Source organism: Pseudomonas sp. (assembly GCF_036387035.1).
In the GTDB taxonomy this organism is placed as follows: Bacteria; Pseudomonadota; Gammaproteobacteria; order Pseudomonadales; family Pseudomonadaceae; genus Aquipseudomonas.
Genome location: NZ_DASVUM010000135.1, coordinates 1 through 18,884, shown reverse-complemented (window position 1 = coordinate 18,884; position 18,884 = coordinate 1). Strand labels below are relative to the sequence as shown.

The window sequence follows — 18,884 nt, the reverse complement described above, 5'->3', positions numbered from 1 at the left end:
CAGGTAGTGAGCACGGTCTTCGCCTTCTTTGTCGAGAACCGATTCCAGGGCGTCCAGCCATTCCTGGGTTTCGACGGGATCGAGGTCTTGCATGGCTTGCTCCAGGGCGGAAAGGCTTCCAGAATCGGTTGCCTGAGTTTGTTGCGACTGGCCTTGTGGGCAGACGATGTAAATTCTTGGATGAACCGGATGGGTTCCCGGTGTTCTGTAGTTTTACTACAAATCTCGGGCTAATTCAGCTTTTCGACTTGTATATACAGTAGTAAAACTACATCAGAGCGAGGTCTTCGCTCGTGGTGCAGTGTCCGATAAAGCGATGTTCTCGGTGTAAAAATCTGACGAGTCGTCGGATTGGTCGTGCTGGCAACCAGCAATCGCAGGTCGTTAGCAATTTTTAACCTTTGTTCGACAGTCCATGCGTTGCGTGTGTATCACCGCCACAGCGAGGCTGCCCTTTGAACGCCGATCAAGGATAGACCATGAGCCTTCCCCTGCTGGCCGAGCTGCCAGCTGTCCTTCTGCCGCTCGTCAGCCGCGCACGCCAGTCCTGGCGCACCGCTCTCGATTCCCTGACAGATGACGCCAGGCAGCTTTTTCAGGCCTGGCCCGAGGCGCGGCTGTTAGCGTTTGACCGCGTATGTGCCGCCAGCGATTTTGTCGCCGATCAGGTTTCACGCGATCCGCTGATGCTGCTTGATCTCGCCGAAACCGGTGAGCTGGAGCGCAGTTTTGCGCCCGGCGAGCTGCTTGGGCAGATTGCCGATGCAGTCATTCAGGCTGCCAGCGACGATGAGCTGGGGCGTAATCTACGTCGTCAACGCACGCGCCAGCAAGTGCGAATTATCTGGCGGGATCTGACCCGGCAAGCGGATCTGGTAGAAACCTGCCGCGATCTCTCGGACATGGCGGATGGCTGCATCGATCTGGCTTACAAGTGGCTCTACGAACGGCATTGCCAGCAATTCGGCACGCCGACCGGCCGTCGGACCGGAGAGGCGCAGCAGATGGTCATCCTCGGCATGGGCAAGCTGGGCGCCGTCGAGTTGAACCTGTCATCCGATATCGATCTTATCTTTGCCTACCCCGAAGGTGGCGAAACCCAGGGCGTCAAACGCCCGCTGGACAATCAGGAATTCTTCATCCGACTCGGTCAGCGCCTGATCAAGGCGCTGGACCCGGTCACGGTCGATGGCTTTGTCTTTCGCGTCGACATGCGACTGCGGCCATATGGGTCTTCCGGTGCATTGGTGCTCAGTTTCAACGCGCTGGAGCAGTACTACCAGGACCAGGGCCGTGACTGGGAGCGCTACGCCATGATCAAGGCGCGGGTGGTGGGCGGTGACAAAGAGAAGGGCAGCGAGCTGCTCGACATGCTCCGGCCGTTTGTCTACCGCCGTTATCTGGACTTCTCGGCCATTGAAGCGCTGCGCACCATGAAGCAGCTGATCCAGCAGGAAGTCCGTCGCAAGGGCATGGCCGATAACATCAAGCTGGGGGCCGGTGGCATCCGCGAGGTGGAGTTCATCGCTCAGGCGTTTCAGCTGATTCACGGCGGTCGCGATTTAAGTCTTCAGCAGCGGCCGTTGCTCAAGGTGCTGAAAACCCTTGAGGACCAAGGCTATTTGCCCGCTGCGGTCATTGATGATCTGCGAGAGGGCTATCAGTTCCTGCGCTACACCGAGCACGCCATTCAGGCGATTGCCGACCGGCAAACGCAAATGCTCCCCAACGACCCTCAGGATCAGGCGCGTATTGCTTTCATGATGGGATTTGCCGATTGGGCCAGCTTCCATGAGCAACTGATGGACTGGCGTGAACTGGTCAAGTGGCACTTCCAGCAGGTGATCGCCGACCCTGACGAGGACGAAGGTCAGCAGGAAAATGGCGAAGAAATAGTCGGTGGCGAGTGGCTGCCGTTGTGGGAAGAGTCGCAAAACGAAGAAAACGCCTGTCTGCAGTTGCAGGAGGGCGGATTCGCCGACGCGCCCAAGGCGCTGAAACACCTGAGCGACCTGCGCAACAGCTCGCAGCTTCGCTCGATGCAGCGTCTGGGGCGCGAGCGGCTCGATGCCTTTATTCCGCGCCTGCTTGCTCAAGCGGTGGAGCACGCTGATCCCGATCTGGTCCTGGAGCGGGTGCTGCCGCTGGTTGAGGCCGTCGCGCGTCGCTCGGCTTATCTGGTGTTACTCACCGAGAACCCCGGTGCGCTGCGCCGATTGTTGACCCTGTGCGCGGCCAGTCCGTGGATCGCCGAGCAGATCGCCCGTTTTCCGTTGCTGCTCGATGAGCTGCTTAACGAAGGTCGTCTGTTCAGTCCGCCCCAGGCGCTGGAGCTCGCTGCGGAGCTGCGCGAGCGTCTGACGCGGATTCCCGAGGACGACCTCGAACAGCAAATGGAAGCGTTGCGGCATTTCAAGCTGGCGCACCGCCTGCGCGTGGCCGCGTCGGAAATCACCGGCAGCCTGCCGCTGATGAAGGTCAGCGATTACCTGACCTGGCTGGCCGAGGCGATTCTGGAGCAAGTGCTGGCGCTCGCCTGGCGCCACACCGTCGCCCGTCATGGTGCGCCGCGCCGGCCGGATGGCACGTTGTGCGACCCCGGCTTCGTCATCGTCGGCTACGGCAAAGTCGGCGGCATCGAGTTGGGTCACGGTTCGGATCTGGATCTGGTGTTCATCCACGATGGCGATCCGCAGGCTGAAACCGACGGCGCCAAACCGATTGATGGCGCGCAGTTCTTCACCCGGCTCGGCCAGCGGATCATCCACCTGATCACCACCCACACCAACTCGGGGCAACTGTACGAAGTCGACATGCGCCTGCGTCCGTCTGGCGCGTCGGGTTTGCTGGTGAGCTCGCTCGGTGCGTTTTCCCGCTATCAGGAGAACGAGGCCTGGACGTGGGAGCATCAGGCATTGGTGCGTGCCCGGGTGCTGGTGGGCAGCACTGATGTGGGCAGGCAGTTCGAGGCCGTGCGCGCTTCGGTGCTGGGGCGCGAGCGTGACTTGAACACGCTGCGTCAGGAGGTCAGCGAGATGCGCGCCAAGATGCGCGACAACCTCGGCACCCGCGCAACGGCGGCAGGCAAAGGCGCAAATGCGTTTGAACCGACGGCGCGGTTCGACCTCAAGCAGGATGCCGGAGGTATCGTCGATATTGAATTTATGGTGCAATACGCGGCCCTGGCGTGGTCCAGAGAGCATCCCGCGCTGCTTCGTTACACCGATAACATCCGTATTCTCGAAGGTCTTGAAACAGCGGGCCTGATGGCCGCCGCCGATGCCGGTCTGTTGCGTGAAGCGTACAAGGCCTACCGCTCGGCCGCGCACCGACAGGCGTTGCAGAAGGATCCGGGTGTGGTGGCTGGCGACCAGTTCGCCACCGAGCGGCGCGAAGTGATGCGGATCTGGGGACAGTTGGGGTTGAGTTGAGTGTCGTGCCGGATTGCTGTCACGTTAAATGGCAGCAGGACCGATGTCTTGCTCGTGAAGGTGTCTACAAAACAGTGAGGGTCCGGATCTAACGGATCTCAATAAGCTATGACAGGGAGGCGTCAGGCTGTGTGTGCAAGCATCACGCAGTCTGATGGGCCTCCCTGCTCGTTTCTGGTCGTTTTTGGATGAGCATGAGAATTCTGATCGTAGGGCCCAGCTGGGTCGGTGACATGGTGATGGCGCAGACGCTGTTCCAGTGCCTGAAACAGCGTCACCCACAGTGCGAAATCGATGTGCTGGCGCCCGAGTGGAGCCGGCCGATCCTTGAGCGCATGCCCCAAGTGCGCAAGGCATTGAGCTTCCCGCTCGGCCATGGCGCGCTGGAACTGGCCACGCGCCGGCGCATCGGCAGGTCTCTCAAGGGCCAGTACGACCAGGCGATTCTGCTGCCCAACTCGCTGAAGTCGGCGCTGGTGCCTTTCTTCGCCGGCATTCCCAAGCGCACTGGCTGGCGTGGCGAGTTTCGCTACGGCCTGCTCAACGACGTTCGCACCCTCGACAAGCAGCGTTACCCGCTGATGATCGAGCGCTTCATGGCGCTGGCGTACGACAAGGACGCCGAGCTGCCTCGCCCGTATCCGAAACCCAGCCTGCAAATCGAAACGACCAGCCGCGATGCAGCATTGGCCAAGTTCGGCCTGAGCCTTGACCGACCTGTGCTCGCGCTGTGCCCGGGCGCCGAGTTCGGCGAATCCAAGCGCTGGCCTTCCGAGCATTACGGCAAAGTTGCCGAAGCGAAGATTCGTGAAGGCTGGCAGGTGTGGCTGTTCGGCTCAAAGAACGACCATGCGGTGGGCGAGAGCATTCGCGAGCGGCTGATTCCGGGGTTGCGCGAAGAGTCCATGAACCTCAGTGGCGACACGTCACTGGCTGAAGCCATTGATCTGCTGTCATGCGCGGACGCCGTGGTCTCCAACGATTCCGGGCTGATGCACGTGGCTGCCGCGCTCAATCGCCCGCTGGTGGCGGTGTACGGCTCGACCTCGCCGGGCTTCACGCCGCCGCTGGCCGATGAAGTCGAGGTCGTGCGTCTGGGCATCGAATGCAGCCCGTGCTTTGATCGCACCTGCCGCTTTGGCCATTACAACTGCCTGCGCCTGCTCGAGCCGGACTCGGTGATTCAAGCCCTGGGCCGCCTCGGCGCCAGCCCGGTCGAGGTCGCCTGAGTTGCGGGTACTGTTGATCAAAACCTCGTCTCTGGGTGATGTGATTCACACCTTGCCTGCGCTGACCGATGCCATGCGCGCGTTGCCGGGCATCCAGTTCGATTGGGTGGTGGAAGAAGGCTTTGCCGAGATCCCGACCTGGCATCCGGCGGTGGCGAACGTGATTCCGGTAGCGATTCGCCGCTGGCGCAAGCACCTCTGGCAGACACTCAAGAACGGTGAATGGCGCCAGTTCAAGCGGCGTCTGCGTGACACCCGCTACGATCTGGTGATCGACGCACAAGGCCTGCTGAAGAGCGCCTGGCTGACCCGCTACGTCAACGCGCCCGTCGCTGGTCTGGACAAAAATTCCGCACGCGAGCCCCTGGCGGGCCGCTTTTACAATCAGCCCTATGCCGTCGCCCGTGGCCAGCATGCCGTCGAGCGCTTGCGTCAGTTGTTCGCGCAGGCCCTTGGCTATGCCGTGCCAGCCGGTTTGGGCGATTACGGCCTTGACCGCAGCCGGTTGCTCACCGCCACGGAGGACGCGCCATTCGTGCTGTTTCTGCACGGCACCACGTGGGACAGCAAGCATTGGCCCGAGCTGTATTGGCGCCAACTGGCCGAACGCATGATCGGTCAGGGCTTTGAGGTGCGGCTACCCTGGGGCAATCCGGTCGAGAAAGCCCGGGCCGAGCGCCTTGCCGATGGCCTTGATAATGCCGTCGTGTTGCCCAAACTCAATCTGGCAGGCGTTGCCCGGGTGCTGGCCGGCGCTCGTGGCTGCGTCGCGGTAGACACCGGACTCGGTCATCTGGCCGCAGCGCTGGACGTGCCGACGCTGTCGCTGTTCGGCCCTACCAATCCGGGCCTTACCGGTGCGTACGGTCGGTCGCAGGTTCATCTGGCGGCCGATTACCCCGCCTGCGCGCCTTGCCTGCAGAAGAAATGCACCTATCGGCCGACGCCTGAAGACCAGCGTCAGGTCGATACCGAACGCGAGTGGCCCATGTGCTTTACTCGCCTGAATCCCGAGCGGGTAGCGAGCCAGTTGGGCGCGCTATTGCTGGCAAAGGAACATCCCTGATGCAACTGGCATTCGTGCTTTATAAATATTTTCCCTTTGGTGGCCTGCAGCGTGACTTCATGCGCATCGCCCTGGAGTGTCAGCAACGCGGCCATCAAATCCGTGTGTACACGCTGATCTGGGAAGGCGACGTGCCGCCCGGCTTCGAAGTGCTGGTGGCGCCGGTAAAGGCGATCTTCAATCATCGCCGCAACGAAAAGCTCACTGACTGGATGAATGCCGACCTGGCCAAGCGTCCTGTCGACCGGTTGATCGGCTTCAACAAAATGCCCGGGCTGGACGTTTACTATGCCGCCGACGGTTGCTACGAAGACAAGGCGCAGAACCTGCGCCATAGCCTGTACAAGTATTGGGGCCGCTACCGTCACTTCGCCGATTACGAGCGCGCGGTGTTCGCCAAAGACGCGAAGACTGAAGTGCTGATGATTTCCGAAGTGCAGCAGCCGCTGTTCATCAAGCACTACGGCACGCCGCTGGAGCGCTTTCATCTGCTGCCGCCGGGGATCTCCCAGGACCGTCGCGCGCCCGCCAACGCCGCCGAAATCCGCGCTGAATTCCGCCGTGAATTCAAGCTTGCCGACGATGACCTGCTGCTCGTGCAGATTGGCTCAGGCTTCAAGACCAAGGGCGTTGATCGCAGCCTCAAGGCACTCGCGGCGCTGCCCCCGGATTTGAAAAAACGCACGCGACTGTTTGTAATCGGGCAGGACGACCCCAAGGTATTCCAGCTACAAAGCACGACGCTGGGCCTGGGCGATCACGTGACCTTCATGAAAGGGCGCAGCGACATTCCGCGTTTTCTGCTGGGCGCCGACCTGTTGATACATCCGGCATACAACGAAAACACCGGCACCGTGCTGCTTGAAGCGCTGGTGGCAGGACTTCCGGTGCTGGTCAGCGCGGTGTGCGGGTACGCCCATTACATCGCCGAAGCCGACAGCGGTCTGGTGCTCGATGAGCCGTTTGAACAGAACCAGCTCAATCAGTACCTGGCCCGCATGCTCAAGGACGACGCCGTGCGCAGTACCTGGAGCCGCAACGGGCTGACATTCGCCGACACGGCTGATCTTTACAGCATGCCGCAGCACGCTGCGGATGTGATTCTGGCGGAGCACCACGGATGAAACTGATCCTTGCTGAACCCTTCAAGAGCCTCTGGGCCGGGCGCGACGCCTTCGAGGCCGTTGAGGCGCTGGAAGGCCAGGTTTATCGCGAACTCGAAAACCGGCGCACGTTGCGCACCGAGGTCGACGGACGCGGTTATTTCGTCAAGATCCATCGCGGCATCGGCTGGGGTGAAGTGGCGAAGAATCTGCTGACTGCCAAATTGCCTGTGCTTGGCGCCGGTCAGGAGTGGGACGCGGTCAATCGTCTTCACGAAGTCGGTGTCCCGACCATGACCGCCGTGGCTTATGGCGAGCGTGGCAACAACCCGGCCATGCAGCATTCATTCATCATCACTGAAGAGCTGGCGCCGACCGAGAGCCTGGAAGACGTCAGCCTCAACTGGCGCACCGAGCCGCCCGAGCCACGCATGAAGCGCGCGTACATCGCCGAAGTGGCGCGGCTGGTCGGGATGATGCACCGCGCCGGGGTCAATCACCGCGACTGCTATATCTGTCATTTTCTGCTGCACACCGACACACCGGTCACGCCCGATGACTTCAAGCTGTCGGTGATCGACCTGCACCGCGCCCAGACACGCCCGGCGATCACCCAGCGCTGGCGCAACAAGGACCTGGCCGCGCTGTATTTCTCGGCGATGGACATTGGCCTGACCCGGCGCGACAAATTGCGGTTTCTCAAGGGCTACTTCCAGCAACCGCTGCGTCAGATCCTGGCTCAGGAGTCAGCGTTGTTGAGCTGGCTGGAAGGCAAGGCGGAAAAGCTTTATCAGCGCAAGTTACGTTATGGGGACGCGCTCTGATGGCGGGTTGGAACCTCGAGCCTGGTTACGCCGCGCTAACGGACGACTTCGGCACGCTCGACGCGGTTTTTGCCCTTAAGGGGGAGCGTCTGACCCGCGATCCGCTGTCCGAAGTCATCCGCGTCGAACGCGATGGCGTGAACTACTACGTCAAGCGTTACGTGGCGGCGGGCAAGGGTTTGCGTCGCTACCTGGGGCGGCCGCGCGTCAAGTCCGAATGGCAGAACCTCAAGCGCTTCGCCAAATGGGGCATCCCCACAGCAGAAGTCGTGGCCTGGGGGCTGGAGCGCAATGGCGCTGCGTACGATCGCGGCGCGTTGATCACCCGCGAACTGCCGCGCACCGAAGACCTGTCCGAGCTGGCGCGCGTCAACGACAGACGCCTCGACAGCCGTTCCTGGGTCAATGGTGTCAGCCAGCAGGTCGCTCGCTATACCCGAACCATGCACGACCATCACTTCACCCATAACGATCTGAAGTGGCGCAACCTGCTGGTGGACGATCAGTCGACGGTGTTTCTGATCGACTGCCCCAACGGCGCGTTCTGGGTCAGCTTCATGCTGCGCTACCGGATCACCAAAGATCTCGCGTGTCTGGACAAGGTCGCCAAATATCACCTGTCGGCGACCCAGCGCTTGCGTTTCTATCTGCAATACCGTGGTCGCCAACGCTTGAACGATTCGGATAAAAAGCGCATCCGCCACATCGTCAGTTTTTTTGAGGGCCGCGAATGAGTGTGTTCATTGCTGACGCCGACCGCAGGCTGCTCGAGCGGCACGGTCTGGCGGACTTCGATGCGTTGTGGAACGTGGAGCTCGATGCGGTGGATGAACCCAACACCGGTCGCGGTGGCTGGAGCAGTGTGTTTCGCCTGGAGCTGGAAGGCTCCGGTTATTACCTCAAGCGCCAGAGCAACTACCTGACCCACACCTTGCATCACCCGTTCGGCGAGCCTTCGTTCTCGCGGGAGTTTCGTAACATCAGCCTGTATCAGAAGCTGGGCATCCCGGCGCTGCAAGCGGTGTTTTACGCAGACAGGAAAGTCGACGGCGAGCGCCGTGCGATCCTGATGACCCGCGCGCTGGATGGCTGGACGGATCTGGACACGCTGTTGCAGGACTGGCACGAGCGGCCCGCCACCGAACGTCTGGCGATTCTGCACGCATGCGGTCAATTGGCGCGCACGCTGCACAAGGCCGGTCAGGTGCATGGCTGTTTTTACCCCAAGCATATTTTCATGAAGGCCCGCGGCGGTGAGTATCTGGCGCAACTGATCGACCTCGAGAAAACCCGCAAGTCGATCTTCGGCCAGCGCGACCGAGTCAAAGACATCGAGCCTTTGCTGCGCCGCGCACCGGTCTGGCAGGAAACGGATATCCGCGAACTGCTGGCGGCGTACCTGCAAGCGCCGACCGACAGCGGGCTGGTTGACGCCTGGTGGCAGCGTGTCGCCAGGCGCGGCAGCCACAAGCGCCGGGATCGGTAGGCAAAATGTTTTGACGCTTGATTAATCATCGTCCTGCGCAAACCTGTAGGAGCCGGCGTGCTGGCGAATGCGGGGTGTCGGGCGACGGTGTGGGACCGGTGAGTTGCGTTCGCCAGCAAGCCGGCTCCTACAGCACACTTATTGCCTGTCAGGTCTGCGATCTGGATCTGGCTTGATAAAAGAGGGCGCCGATGCGTTTGTCTGAACTGAAAAACGCCGGTCGCACCCCGGCGCTGCCGATGAGCATCGCGTTGGAGGATGCAGCCGGTCCTGCCGAGCTGCAATTGCTCAGCCTGCTGCGGGTCCTGCCCGGCCAACGTTACGTCGGCGCCGGTATCTGGCGCGGCCGAACGGTGCTGGCCAAGTTGCTGGTGGGTCCGAAGGCCCCTCGGCATTTCCAGCGTGAACGCGCTGGCGTACAGGCCCTGGCGAAGCAGGGTTTGCCCACGCCTCTTCTGCTGGCCGACGGGCTGCAGGAAGGCGAGGGCGGCTGGCTGCTGTTCGAGTTTCTGGATCGGGCGCAAAGCCTGGGCGATGCCTGGAAGTCGGTGGAAAACCTGCCGCCGCTCGCCGATGAGCAACAGTCGGTGCTTGGTGAGGCCCTGGCCGCCGTGGGTCAGATGCACGCCAAAGGCCTGTGGCAGGAAGACCTGCACCTCGACAACCTCCTGCGTCAGGGCTCCACGCTGTATTTGATTGACGGCGCGGGCATCCGCGTCGAGGAAGCGGGCAAGCCGCTGTCTCGGCAGAAGGTGCTCGAGAATCTTGGCGTTTTCTTTGCCCAGTTGCCGAAGTCACTGGAGCCGTTCACCGAGGAATTACTCGTTTATTACCTGCTGAGCAATGGCGAGCACGGCTTGCCCGTCGAGGCGCTGCAAAAGCAGATCGACAAGGTGCGCAGTTGGCGTTTGCGGGATTACCTGATCAAGATCGGCCGTGAATGCAGCCTGTTCAGCGTCGACGACGGTCCCTTTGCCCTGCGCGCCATTCGTCGCGAAGAGGTCGCCGCGATGCTGCCGGTGCTGGATCAGGCCGACGCGCTGGTGGACGGGGGTCATCTGTACAAGACCGGTGGTGCGGCCAGCGTCGCCAAAGTTGACGTTGCCGGCCGTGAGTTGGTGATCAAGCGCTACAACATCAAGAACCTGGCGCACTGGCTCAAGCGCTTCTGGCGCCCGTCGCGCGCCTGGCACTCGTGGCGCGAGGGCAACCGACTGCGGTTTCTCGGTATCGCGACGCCCCTACCGCTGGCGCTGCTGGAAACACGCTTTTTATGGCTGCGGCGCGAGGCTTATCTGGTGACCGAGTTTCTGCCGGGCCCTGACATCATCGAGCGCTTTGCGCCCTATGTCGCGTCCGGGGATGCGCCTGAAGCCGAATTGCAGGCGCTGGATGTGCTGTTTGCGCAGTTGATCCGCGAGCGCATCAGCCATGGCGATCTCAAAGGCCACAACGTGTTCTGGCACAACGATCGCTGGTCCTTGATCGACCTGGACGCGATGTGTCAGCACGCCTCCCAGGCCTCGTTCGCGGCAGCGTTCGTCAGGGACCGCGCACGGTTCATGCGCAACTGGCCGGCCGACAGCGCGCTGCACCAAGTCCTGGAGCAGCGCATTCCGAGCGCCTCTGCAACGCAGGGCTGAAGGGTCAGCTCACGTGTTTCAGGTTCATTGCAACCAGAGCGTCGACCAGTGCCTGCACATTGTCGAACGGCTGACGATGAACCCCCAGCCATGACTCGCGCTCCACATAAGCTTTGCCTGCACGGTTGAACCGCACCGGCGTGTGCTTGAGGGTGCGGTCTCTTGAGCGATGCACGATGATCGGCTGCAAGGGGTCGGCCTCGTCGAGCAGAAACATGCCTGGATTGCCCAGTCTGTCGGAGACAGGAATAGCCAGTTGAGGGCGCTTGGGCACTTCGATCTGGACGCGGAAATCGTTCTTCAGCAGCACTGACTCTTGACCCAACCCCGCCGGTACCTGTTCCCCCGGATCAACCATGATGCCGGAGCCTTGGCCCGGCGCCACGTCCATCACGCGCACGCCAATCCCCTGTTCCAGCTCAGCGATGCCCGGCACGCTGTTTCTGAAGGTGTTGGCATGGGTTTCACCTACCAGCGCGATCCACTTGTGGGCACCCATCACCTCTTGATGCTTGCGTATCGTACGAGACGCGAAATAACTGAACACCTGCTGGCGCGTGGTGTTGGAGTGGGCAGGCAGATTGCGAATGAAGTAACTGGCAGCGCAATCGATCGCGCGGATTTCAATGCCGTGCCGCTTGGCCTGGACCACCAGCCTTTCGAAGGAGTAGACGCCGGTGGGGTCGGTCTGAAATGTTCTGTCCATGCGCTTTAGGTCATGCAGCAGACGTTTGCTCATCAGTCCGGTTTCGGCAAATCGGTCCAGATCGGCCTGATGGAGATCGGTCAACAAGTGCTCCATGTACAGCGTCTTCACGTCCTGGCGCGCCAGATGTTCCATGTTGTCGAGAATGAAGCGCTTGCTGGCGATCGCAGAATGGGACTCGCCGATGACCACTGCCGTGGTGTTTTCGTACAACTCTTCGATGAACATGCTCAACGGTGTGTCGGCTTTCGCCTCAGGCAGCATCACCCGCTCGGGCACGGCGAGCGTGAGGACCGAGCGCGCGTCTTCCTGCAACGTGCTCGCGAGTTCAAAGAACTGCTCACGCACGTTCACCAGATGACTTTCGACAAAGAAGTAATCGGCGTTCAGGCCTCGGTGGCGGAAGTGGGCGAGGTCATGAAAGATGCTCCGCATGTCGGCAGGGATCTGATAGCGGTTGTCGATCAGCGATTGTTGAATGGCGCCCAGCGGGTAGTCGTTGCTCCACGCGGCGGCATCGGCGCGGGTCCAGTAACCGGCCGGACTCCATTCAAAACCGTGTTCGCCGATGTAAGGGTTTACTTCACTGCTGCGGTGGGAAACGATGGCGCGGCGGTTAGGGTCCAGGCCCCAGGTCATGGGCGAGCGTCGTTCAAAGAAGCCGTACAGTGCGTCGTCCAGCGAGGTACCGGATGGGCTGGCAGGCGACGATGCGCCAGCGACATTGGCGAGGTTCGGGCTGCCGATCCGTACTTTGAAGTCGGCGCGCGACGCCGCGCTGCTGATCACCGCTTCACTGTCCGCTGAAATCTGAATCGGCGCGCCAAACGGTGTGTCCTCAACGCGCAGACTGAGCACGCCCTGCAGATCACTGATGCCGGGCTGTTGCTGCCAGGTATTGGCGGTCCGGTGGTCGAGCAGGGCGATCCAGCGTCTGGCCGGGCGCGTCTGTACGTCAGCACTGATGACTTTGTTACCGAAGTAAACCGCCATTTTTTGCTGCGCGAGTGAGTCGCCAATGGCGGTCGCCACTTCGTTGTCGGCATAGTCATAACTGACTGAAGAACTGAACGGCCGAACCTCGATGCCGTGTCGGTGGGCCGCTTTGATCAGGTGGTAGTAATCGTACTTATCGCTGCCGTTTTTGAGCGCGCCCTCGTTCACCGTCTCCAGGTAGTGCTTGAGCATATGGGACCCGCTGCGGGTCTTGTTGCCGAGCGCTTTGTACTTTTGCAGCTTGTGCGTGTGCTGATCGGTCTGCAGGTGCTCCATGTACAGCACCTCGACCTTGCGCTCTGCCAGCCACGGCATGTTGTCGATCAGCAACTGCTTGCTGGCGATCGATGTCGGCGCTTCGCCAATCACCAGACCGCTCGACCTCTCCAGCGCTGCTTCAAAAAAGGCCTGTGTCGTTACATCATCGGCCAGCACCGGCAACTGGGGCTTACCCGGAAGGGGCGGATGTTCGAAGAACGCCTTCGCATCGCGGTACAAGTTCTGCCGCAGGGTCTGATAGGTCGAACGGCCTGCCTTGAACACGTCTTCGAAAAACTCGTGCATGCCAAATGGACCTTCGTCAAAGCGTTCAACCTGCCGCGGGCTGACAATGCCGAAAACGTAAGGCTGCAGCGATTCCGGCATTTCGTAATCGCTCAAATCGCCCACCGCTGTGGCGGGGCCTGCTGGCGTTTCATCCAGCCGACGGAACACCGGCAGAACCCCGCCGCGCAGCCCGGCAGGCTCAAGCAGTTGCCACTGCCCCTGACGGTCGAGGCGTACCGATTGCCTGCCAAAAAAGGCGAACGGGTTGCGCGGATCGACGATCTGCCACGTGGCCAGGCGGGCATCGAACTGGACCTGATACGTCTGGCCCTGCATGGAAATGTAAAAGTTGCCGCCCACAACGTTGACGCCCTGGCCATGCGGACGGTTTAGCGGGAGGGCGTCAGCCAGAGACACATCAACGGGATACAGCGGGTGGGCGACGGCATCGGCGAGCAGAACGGGCGGATTGTCCTGCTGCAATGCTTTCCAGACGCCTGTGATATCGGTGTGGGCATAGCGGCCGGTAGGCTGCAGCGTCTCGGGAATCAGCGCGTGAGTACGGAACAGCGGAACATGGGTGTTGGTTGGGTGCGGCGGGGCCCAAAAGAGTTCGTTTTGGACCATGACCGGTTGCAATGCCTCATCGCCGATGAGCGCCTTGTGAGTGGTCAGGTCCTTTAATACGCCGCCAAGCCCTTTTATCCCCGAATGCAGATCGCCCGCTGCGCCCGCTGTGTTCAGCCAGACGCTGAGCAGGTGTGCGCTTGCGGTTGCGTGATCCCTCTGGTGGAGGGCTTGCAGCGCACGATAACCATCCACGCTCGCGATGATCATGCCGACGGCAAAGCTGGCGGGCGGGAACGGCAAGGTGACGGCGGTCGCGATCAGCTCAAGGGCGTTCCAGACCTGCCGGCGGAGCATGTTCGCGCGACCGGCCTGGGTGTCTGCCACATCGTGAATCTTGCGCTCGATCACTTGGTTGAAGCACACGTCATACAGGTCGCTGAACGGCGCGCTCGGCAGGGCAGGTTTGCGACCGCCGCCTTTCTTCAGTTCAGCCAGGGCGAATGCCAGCGGCATGCCGACCTTTATTCGGGCGCGGTTCAGGTAGTAATCGCCCATGCCAGCGCCCAATAGGGTGTTGCTGAAAGTAGTGAGTGGGCGGAACAGTCGACCGTCCGGTGCCTGCGGCGTGTACAGCAGCACCTGTTCCAGCGTGCTCGCGTCAGGGGGCATGAGCAGGAAGCAGCCGTGAATCACCTCGGTGTGTGAGGCGATCATCATCTCGTTCACGCGCACCTGCAGGGAATAGATGGGGTAACGCAGGCGCTCGGCTGGGCCGCTGTGATGCATGTTGAGGATCGAGCGAGTGAGCCACTGCAGCTGCGAGGCGTCAATGTAGCCTTCCAGAAAGCTGCGTAACGCGTCGGCGCGCATTTGCAGTTGTGTCAGCAGCAGGCTCTGTCGACGGCGCCAGTCATAGCCTTCGCCTGCAGGCGTCAGCAGTTGCCCACGAATCATTGCGATGTATTGATCGGACAGCCACTGACCGCGAACCGAGCCGGCGACGTTTTCCGGGCTCAGTGGCGTCAGGTCGACCCCCTCGGGGCCGCTGAACGTGGCGCTGGTATCGGCGGACGCGTTGAGCAGGCCCAGCGTGTCGTCGTACCCGTCGCGCAACATCTGTGTGTAGGAGACGGTTTCTCGGGGAGTACGAATGATGATCAGGTCAGGGTCCACCGTTTCCGGCGGAAGGCCGAGCAGCACGTTGATCTTGCCGCGGGCGGTCCGATGCACGTACATGTTGAAGTCGGTCACCTGGGTGTGCGATGCAGCTTGGTAGGTTTCACCTGCCGCCACGATCGCGTCCTCCAAGGCCACCATTTGCTGACGCTGCGCGGCAGATGCCCTGAGAAACCAGTCCGGGGTGTGCAGCCGTTGCTCGGAGAGCGTGACCTGAATGCGCGCTGACACCAGCGCGCGCAAACCGCTGTTGTAATCGGGGAGGGTTGTATAGGTGATCCAGTCCTGGGGCGGCGCCGGCTTTTCGCTCAAATCGCGCAGCTGGTCTTCCAGGTGGGATCGTCTGTCAGCAGTGATTTGCTGCAACAGGTACTGGCTCAGCTCCGCGGACCTGCTCCAGCCTACAAGCTCGGCGAGCAGCTGGCGTTCGTTGTTGAAGCGTTGAAAATGCTGGGGTCGAGGGCTGTCCGGAGTGAACATCAGCAGCCCGTCCGGCTGACCCGATGCGTCGAGCTTGCGCAACAGCAGCAGGCTGCTCAGGGTGTCATGCCCGTTGAGTTTGACTTGCTCAACGATGACGGCAGGATTTGGCGGCGAGACGGTGTCCGGATTCAGTGACTCGATCAGGGCCAGGTCTGAGGGCTGGATGTGGCCTTGCAGCGCTGCTTCAAGGGCCTGCGCGACGAGCTGATGATGCATCGCTTCGCTCATCAAGCGCTGGGTGGTCGGTGAGCCGAAGCACTCGCGTTGCGCCGGGCCGAAATGGCTTCGCAGGTCCAGCCCGTTGATGACGTCGGCGAGGTAGGCGGGCGTCAGGGCGGCATGTTCAGGCGCAAGCGGCTCGCCGCTGTACGTGATTCGGCTGTGCGCCTGGAATGCCGAGTCTGGCGCGGTGTCGCCAGGGTGCAGACCGTAAAGCGCCAGCTGCGTCAGTGGCCGATTGACGGTGTAGGTTTCAGCGGTGATCGGCTGTGTGCGTTCTGTACTGATCACGATCTCGTCCGGATCTAGGTCGATGCCCACGTCATTGGCCAGTCGCGCACGCAGACGGCTTCGTGCGAAGTGCTCCGGGGACGCGGCGCCCTCCATGACGCTCATCAGCGCGCGGCGGGCGCGCTCATGGTTTATCAGCCCGGTCGCGTAACGCTGGCGCTGTTCGTCGCTTGCCATCTCCAGCCAGTCGGGGCGCGCCCGGCGTTCAATGCGGTGGGCTATGCGATCCTGCGCAGCGGCGATGGTGCCGTCAGGTCCCCAGAGTTTCGGCTGGTTGAGCAGGTCTTCGAGCCGTGAGAGAACCGCCTGAGGCGAAAGGTTATGGGCGACCTCGAACAGGGCGTCGATGTCAGCGCACTGCTGCGCCAGCAGGCGATCAAAAACATGATCGTAAGGCGATCCCTTGATGGGTTTCAGGCAAAGGTCTGAAGGGCTGAAGGCTTCCAGAAATACATCGCCGCCAGACGAGATCTCGAGCCAGGCGTCGCACGTGCTGCCTGGCATCAGGCGCAGGAGAGGCAGGCATAGGTGCGGATCGTTGATGCGACGGGCGAGTGCTTGCTGCATGGCTTCGTTTGACACGAAGCCTTCAACCGCGCGCCCGGGCAAACAGAGCAAGGTGTGGCCCGGCGGGGCGGTGGCAACCATCGCGCCGGCCAATTCGATGCGACGCTGTGCGTCCAGCTGAAGCTCAAGCGAACTGAACACGATGTGCTCCCGAGCATCCATGCCCGGCAGGCAGCGTGAGTAGTCGCTGTGCAGCTCGCCTTCTTCGATGTTCAGCAGCAGATCATCGCGCCGGGTCAATTCGATGCAAGTCACCCATAGCTCGCGCCGGGAAATATCGCGCGCGCTGGCGTGCGCCCAGAAGCGGTTGATGGCTGAGTGCAACAGCGCCTTCTGCTCGGCGCCGGACGGGTGGGGGGGTGTACTAAGGTAAGCCTTGGCATCGGGAAGATGCTGGAGCTCGGCGTCGAGTACGGTGGCCAGCGTTTCAAGTCGATCAAGCGCAGGCGGGGTGGGTAAAAATGCTTCCATGGCGTGTAGCCTTCCTGAGTGAGCTCCGCGCAATCAGGTTGCGCAAGAGCCGGGGGTAGCCCGAGGATTCGTCGAGCCACCAATCAATCAGACCGCCAGGGCGTGTGGTGCTAAATAATTAACGCACGTGATAGGGATCAAGCTGGTAAGGAGAGAGCGAGTGGCTGGCTGCGCGGAACGGCCCGGGTTGTTGTAGCGCCGCACTTCATTCCCTGCGACCACTTCCAGAGCCATTACGCTATAATCCCGCCCTTTAGCTGTCTGCCGCCGTTGCGCCAGACACACCTTATTATTTGTCAGGCGCGTGATGCCTGCATGCAGACTTAAGAGGCTAGACCCTAGTGGCATTGACGATCCTTGGCCTGTCCGGCGCCCTTAGCCATGATCCTTCCGCGGCCCTGTACATCGACGGCAAGTTGGTTGCTGCGGCTGAAGAAGAGCGTTTCGTTCGCGACAAGCATGCCAAGAACCGCATGCCCTATGAATCAGCGAAGTTCTGCCTCGAACAAGCGGGCATCAAACCTTCCGACGTCGACGTGGTGGCCATTCCCTTCGCGCCGATCAGCCTGTTCGGCGAAGCGCGTTGGCATTACGCCAAGCGTTACTGGTATGCACCGGATCGTGCCCTTGACGCGATTCTGATGGGCAACCGCCGCTACAAGCGCTATCGCAATAAAATCGTCTGGTGCCTGGAGCAACTGGGTTTCGATCCGAAAAAAATCAAGATCGAGCCCGTCGAGCATCACCTGGCCCATGCCTCCAGCGCTTATCACTGCTCCGGCTTCCAGGAGAAAACCGCGATTCTGGGCATCGACGGCAAAGGCGAGTACGCGACCACGTTCTTCGGCTATGGCGAAAACGGCAAGATTCACAAGATCAAGGAATTCTTCGATCCGGATTCCCTCGGCGGCCTGTATGGCGCGATCACCGAATTCCTCGGTTTCGAGATGCTCGACGGCGAGTTCAAGGTGATGGGCATGGCGCCTTACGGCGACGCGACCAAATACGATTTCTCGCGCCTGGCGACCTTTGAAAACGGCGAATTGGTGATCAACACCGAATACGCCAACGTGATCGGCCTGCGCCGCTACAAAGAGAAGGGCAAAGGCTTTTACTTCTCGCCGAAACTGATCGAATGGCTGGGCCCCAAGCGTGAAGGCGATATCGCCGATGAGCCGTACATCCATTACGCGGCCAGCATGCAGGCGCTGTTCGAGAAGCTGTCGTTGCAGATGATCGACCATTATCTGGGTGACATCCTCAAAGAGACCGGCAAGCTCGCCTTCGCCGGCGGTTGCGCGTTGAACGTCAAACTAAACCAGAAAATCATTGCTCGCCCTGACGTCAAAGAGCTGTTCGTGCAGCCGGCTTCGGGTGATGCGGGCACTGCCGTTGGTGCCGCCGCCTACGTTTCACACGCCCGCGGCGTACCCGTCGAGAAGATGGAACACGTCTACCTCGGCCCGTCCTACAGCAACGAAGACGTTATCGCCGCCTGCGCCCGTCACCCGAGCAAGCCGGCGTGGCGCCAGATCGACAACACCCCCGAGCGCATCGCTAAAATCATGGTCGCGGGCAACCCCGTGGCCTGGTTCCAGGGCCGCATGGAATTCGGTCCTCGCGCCCTCGGTGGTCGTTCGATCATTGGCTGCCCGAGCATTGCCGGCGTCGCCGATCGCATCAACCATCAGATCAAGTTCCGCGAGCGCTGGAGGCCTTTCTGCCCGTCGATGCTCGACACCGTTGCCCCGCAGATGATCAAGATCGATCACCCGGCGCCGTTCATGACCTTCACGTTCGAAGTAGCGGAAGAGTGGAAGACCCGTGTGCCGGAAGTCGTCCACGAAGACGGTACGTCCCGCGCCCAGGTGCTCAAGCGCGAATACAATCCGCGTTACTACGACATGATGAAAGCGCTCGAAAACCTCACCGGCAACGGCGTTTCGCTCAACACCTCGCTCAACCGTCGTGGCGAGCCGATGATCTGCTCGCCTACCGATGCGCTGAACATGTTCTTCGGCTCCGACCTGGAGTACCTGATCATGGAAGACATTCTGGTGGTCAAAGACGGCGTGGA

Annotated in this window: 11 protein-coding genes; 9 read left to right on the top strand and 2 right to left on the bottom strand. The window is 61.3% G+C overall.

Features of this window, described 5'->3' with window-relative positions; translation table 11 throughout:
* The coding region (locus tag VF672_RS24600) for a hypothetical protein (protein WP_414705602.1) at positions 1-93 on the bottom strand (93 nt) is incomplete at its 3' end.
* Positions 94-479: 386 nt separating this feature from the next.
* Here VF672_RS24600 and glnE point away from each other — a divergent pair.
* From glnE to VF672_RS13015, 8 genes are all read left to right on the top strand, one after another.
* Positions 480-3,431, top strand: a complete 2,952-nt coding sequence (glnE, locus tag VF672_RS13050) for a bifunctional [glutamate--ammonia ligase]-adenylyl-L-tyrosine phosphorylase/[glutamate--ammonia-ligase] adenylyltransferase (protein WP_331105004.1) — start codon at positions 480-482, stop codon at positions 3,429-3,431.
* A gap of 194 nt (positions 3,432-3,625) precedes the next feature.
* Positions 3,626-4,660, top strand: coding sequence for a lipopolysaccharide heptosyltransferase II (gene waaF / locus VF672_RS13045; protein ID WP_331105003.1), 1,035 nt, complete (start codon positions 3,626-3,628; stop codon positions 4,658-4,660).
* Between the two features lies 1 nt (position 4,661).
* Positions 4,662-5,726: a lipopolysaccharide heptosyltransferase I gene (gene waaC / locus VF672_RS13040; protein WP_331105002.1), complete on the top strand. Its 1,065-nt coding sequence runs from the start codon at positions 4,662-4,664 to the stop codon at positions 5,724-5,726.
* Complete coding sequence (locus tag VF672_RS13035; RefSeq protein WP_331105001.1) at positions 5,726-6,850, top strand: glycosyltransferase family 4 protein; 1,125 nt, start codon at positions 5,726-5,728, stop codon at positions 6,848-6,850. Before waaC ends, VF672_RS13035 begins: the two co-directional genes overlap by 1 nt.
* Positions 6,847-7,653, top strand: a complete 807-nt coding sequence (rfaP, locus tag VF672_RS13030; protein WP_331105000.1) for a lipopolysaccharide core heptose(I) kinase RfaP — start codon at positions 6,847-6,849, stop codon at positions 7,651-7,653. The genes VF672_RS13035 and rfaP overlap by 4 nt, the downstream gene beginning before the upstream one ends.
* Positions 7,653-8,387: a lipopolysaccharide kinase InaA family protein gene (locus VF672_RS13025; protein ID WP_331104999.1), complete on the top strand. Its 735-nt coding sequence runs from the start codon at positions 7,653-7,655 to the stop codon at positions 8,385-8,387. The genes rfaP and VF672_RS13025 overlap by 1 nt, the downstream gene beginning before the upstream one ends.
* The gene (locus VF672_RS13020; protein WP_331104998.1) at positions 8,384-9,139 is read left to right on the top strand and encodes a lipopolysaccharide kinase InaA family protein; all 756 of its coding nucleotides are present in this window, start codon (positions 8,384-8,386) and stop codon (positions 9,137-9,139) included. The genes VF672_RS13025 and VF672_RS13020 overlap by 4 nt, the downstream gene beginning before the upstream one ends.
* A gap of 191 nt (positions 9,140-9,330) precedes the next feature.
* A complete protein-coding gene (locus VF672_RS13015) occupies positions 9,331-10,782 on the top strand; it encodes a lipopolysaccharide kinase InaA family protein (RefSeq protein ID WP_331104997.1) in 1,452 nt (483 codons plus the stop codon).
* A gap of 4 nt (positions 10,783-10,786) precedes the next feature.
* On the opposite strand, the gene VF672_RS13010 is transcribed toward VF672_RS13015, so the two are convergent.
* On the bottom strand, positions 10,787-16,807 hold the full coding sequence (locus VF672_RS13010) for a membrane-targeted effector domain-containing toxin (RefSeq protein WP_331104996.1): 6,021 nt from the start codon (positions 16,805-16,807) through the stop codon (positions 10,787-10,789).
* Positions 16,808-17,148: 341 nt separating this feature from the next.
* Here VF672_RS13010 and VF672_RS13005 point away from each other — a divergent pair.
* Positions 17,149-18,884 (top strand): carbamoyltransferase (locus VF672_RS13005; RefSeq protein ID WP_331104995.1); only part of this gene is annotated, 1,736 nt, incomplete at its 3' end.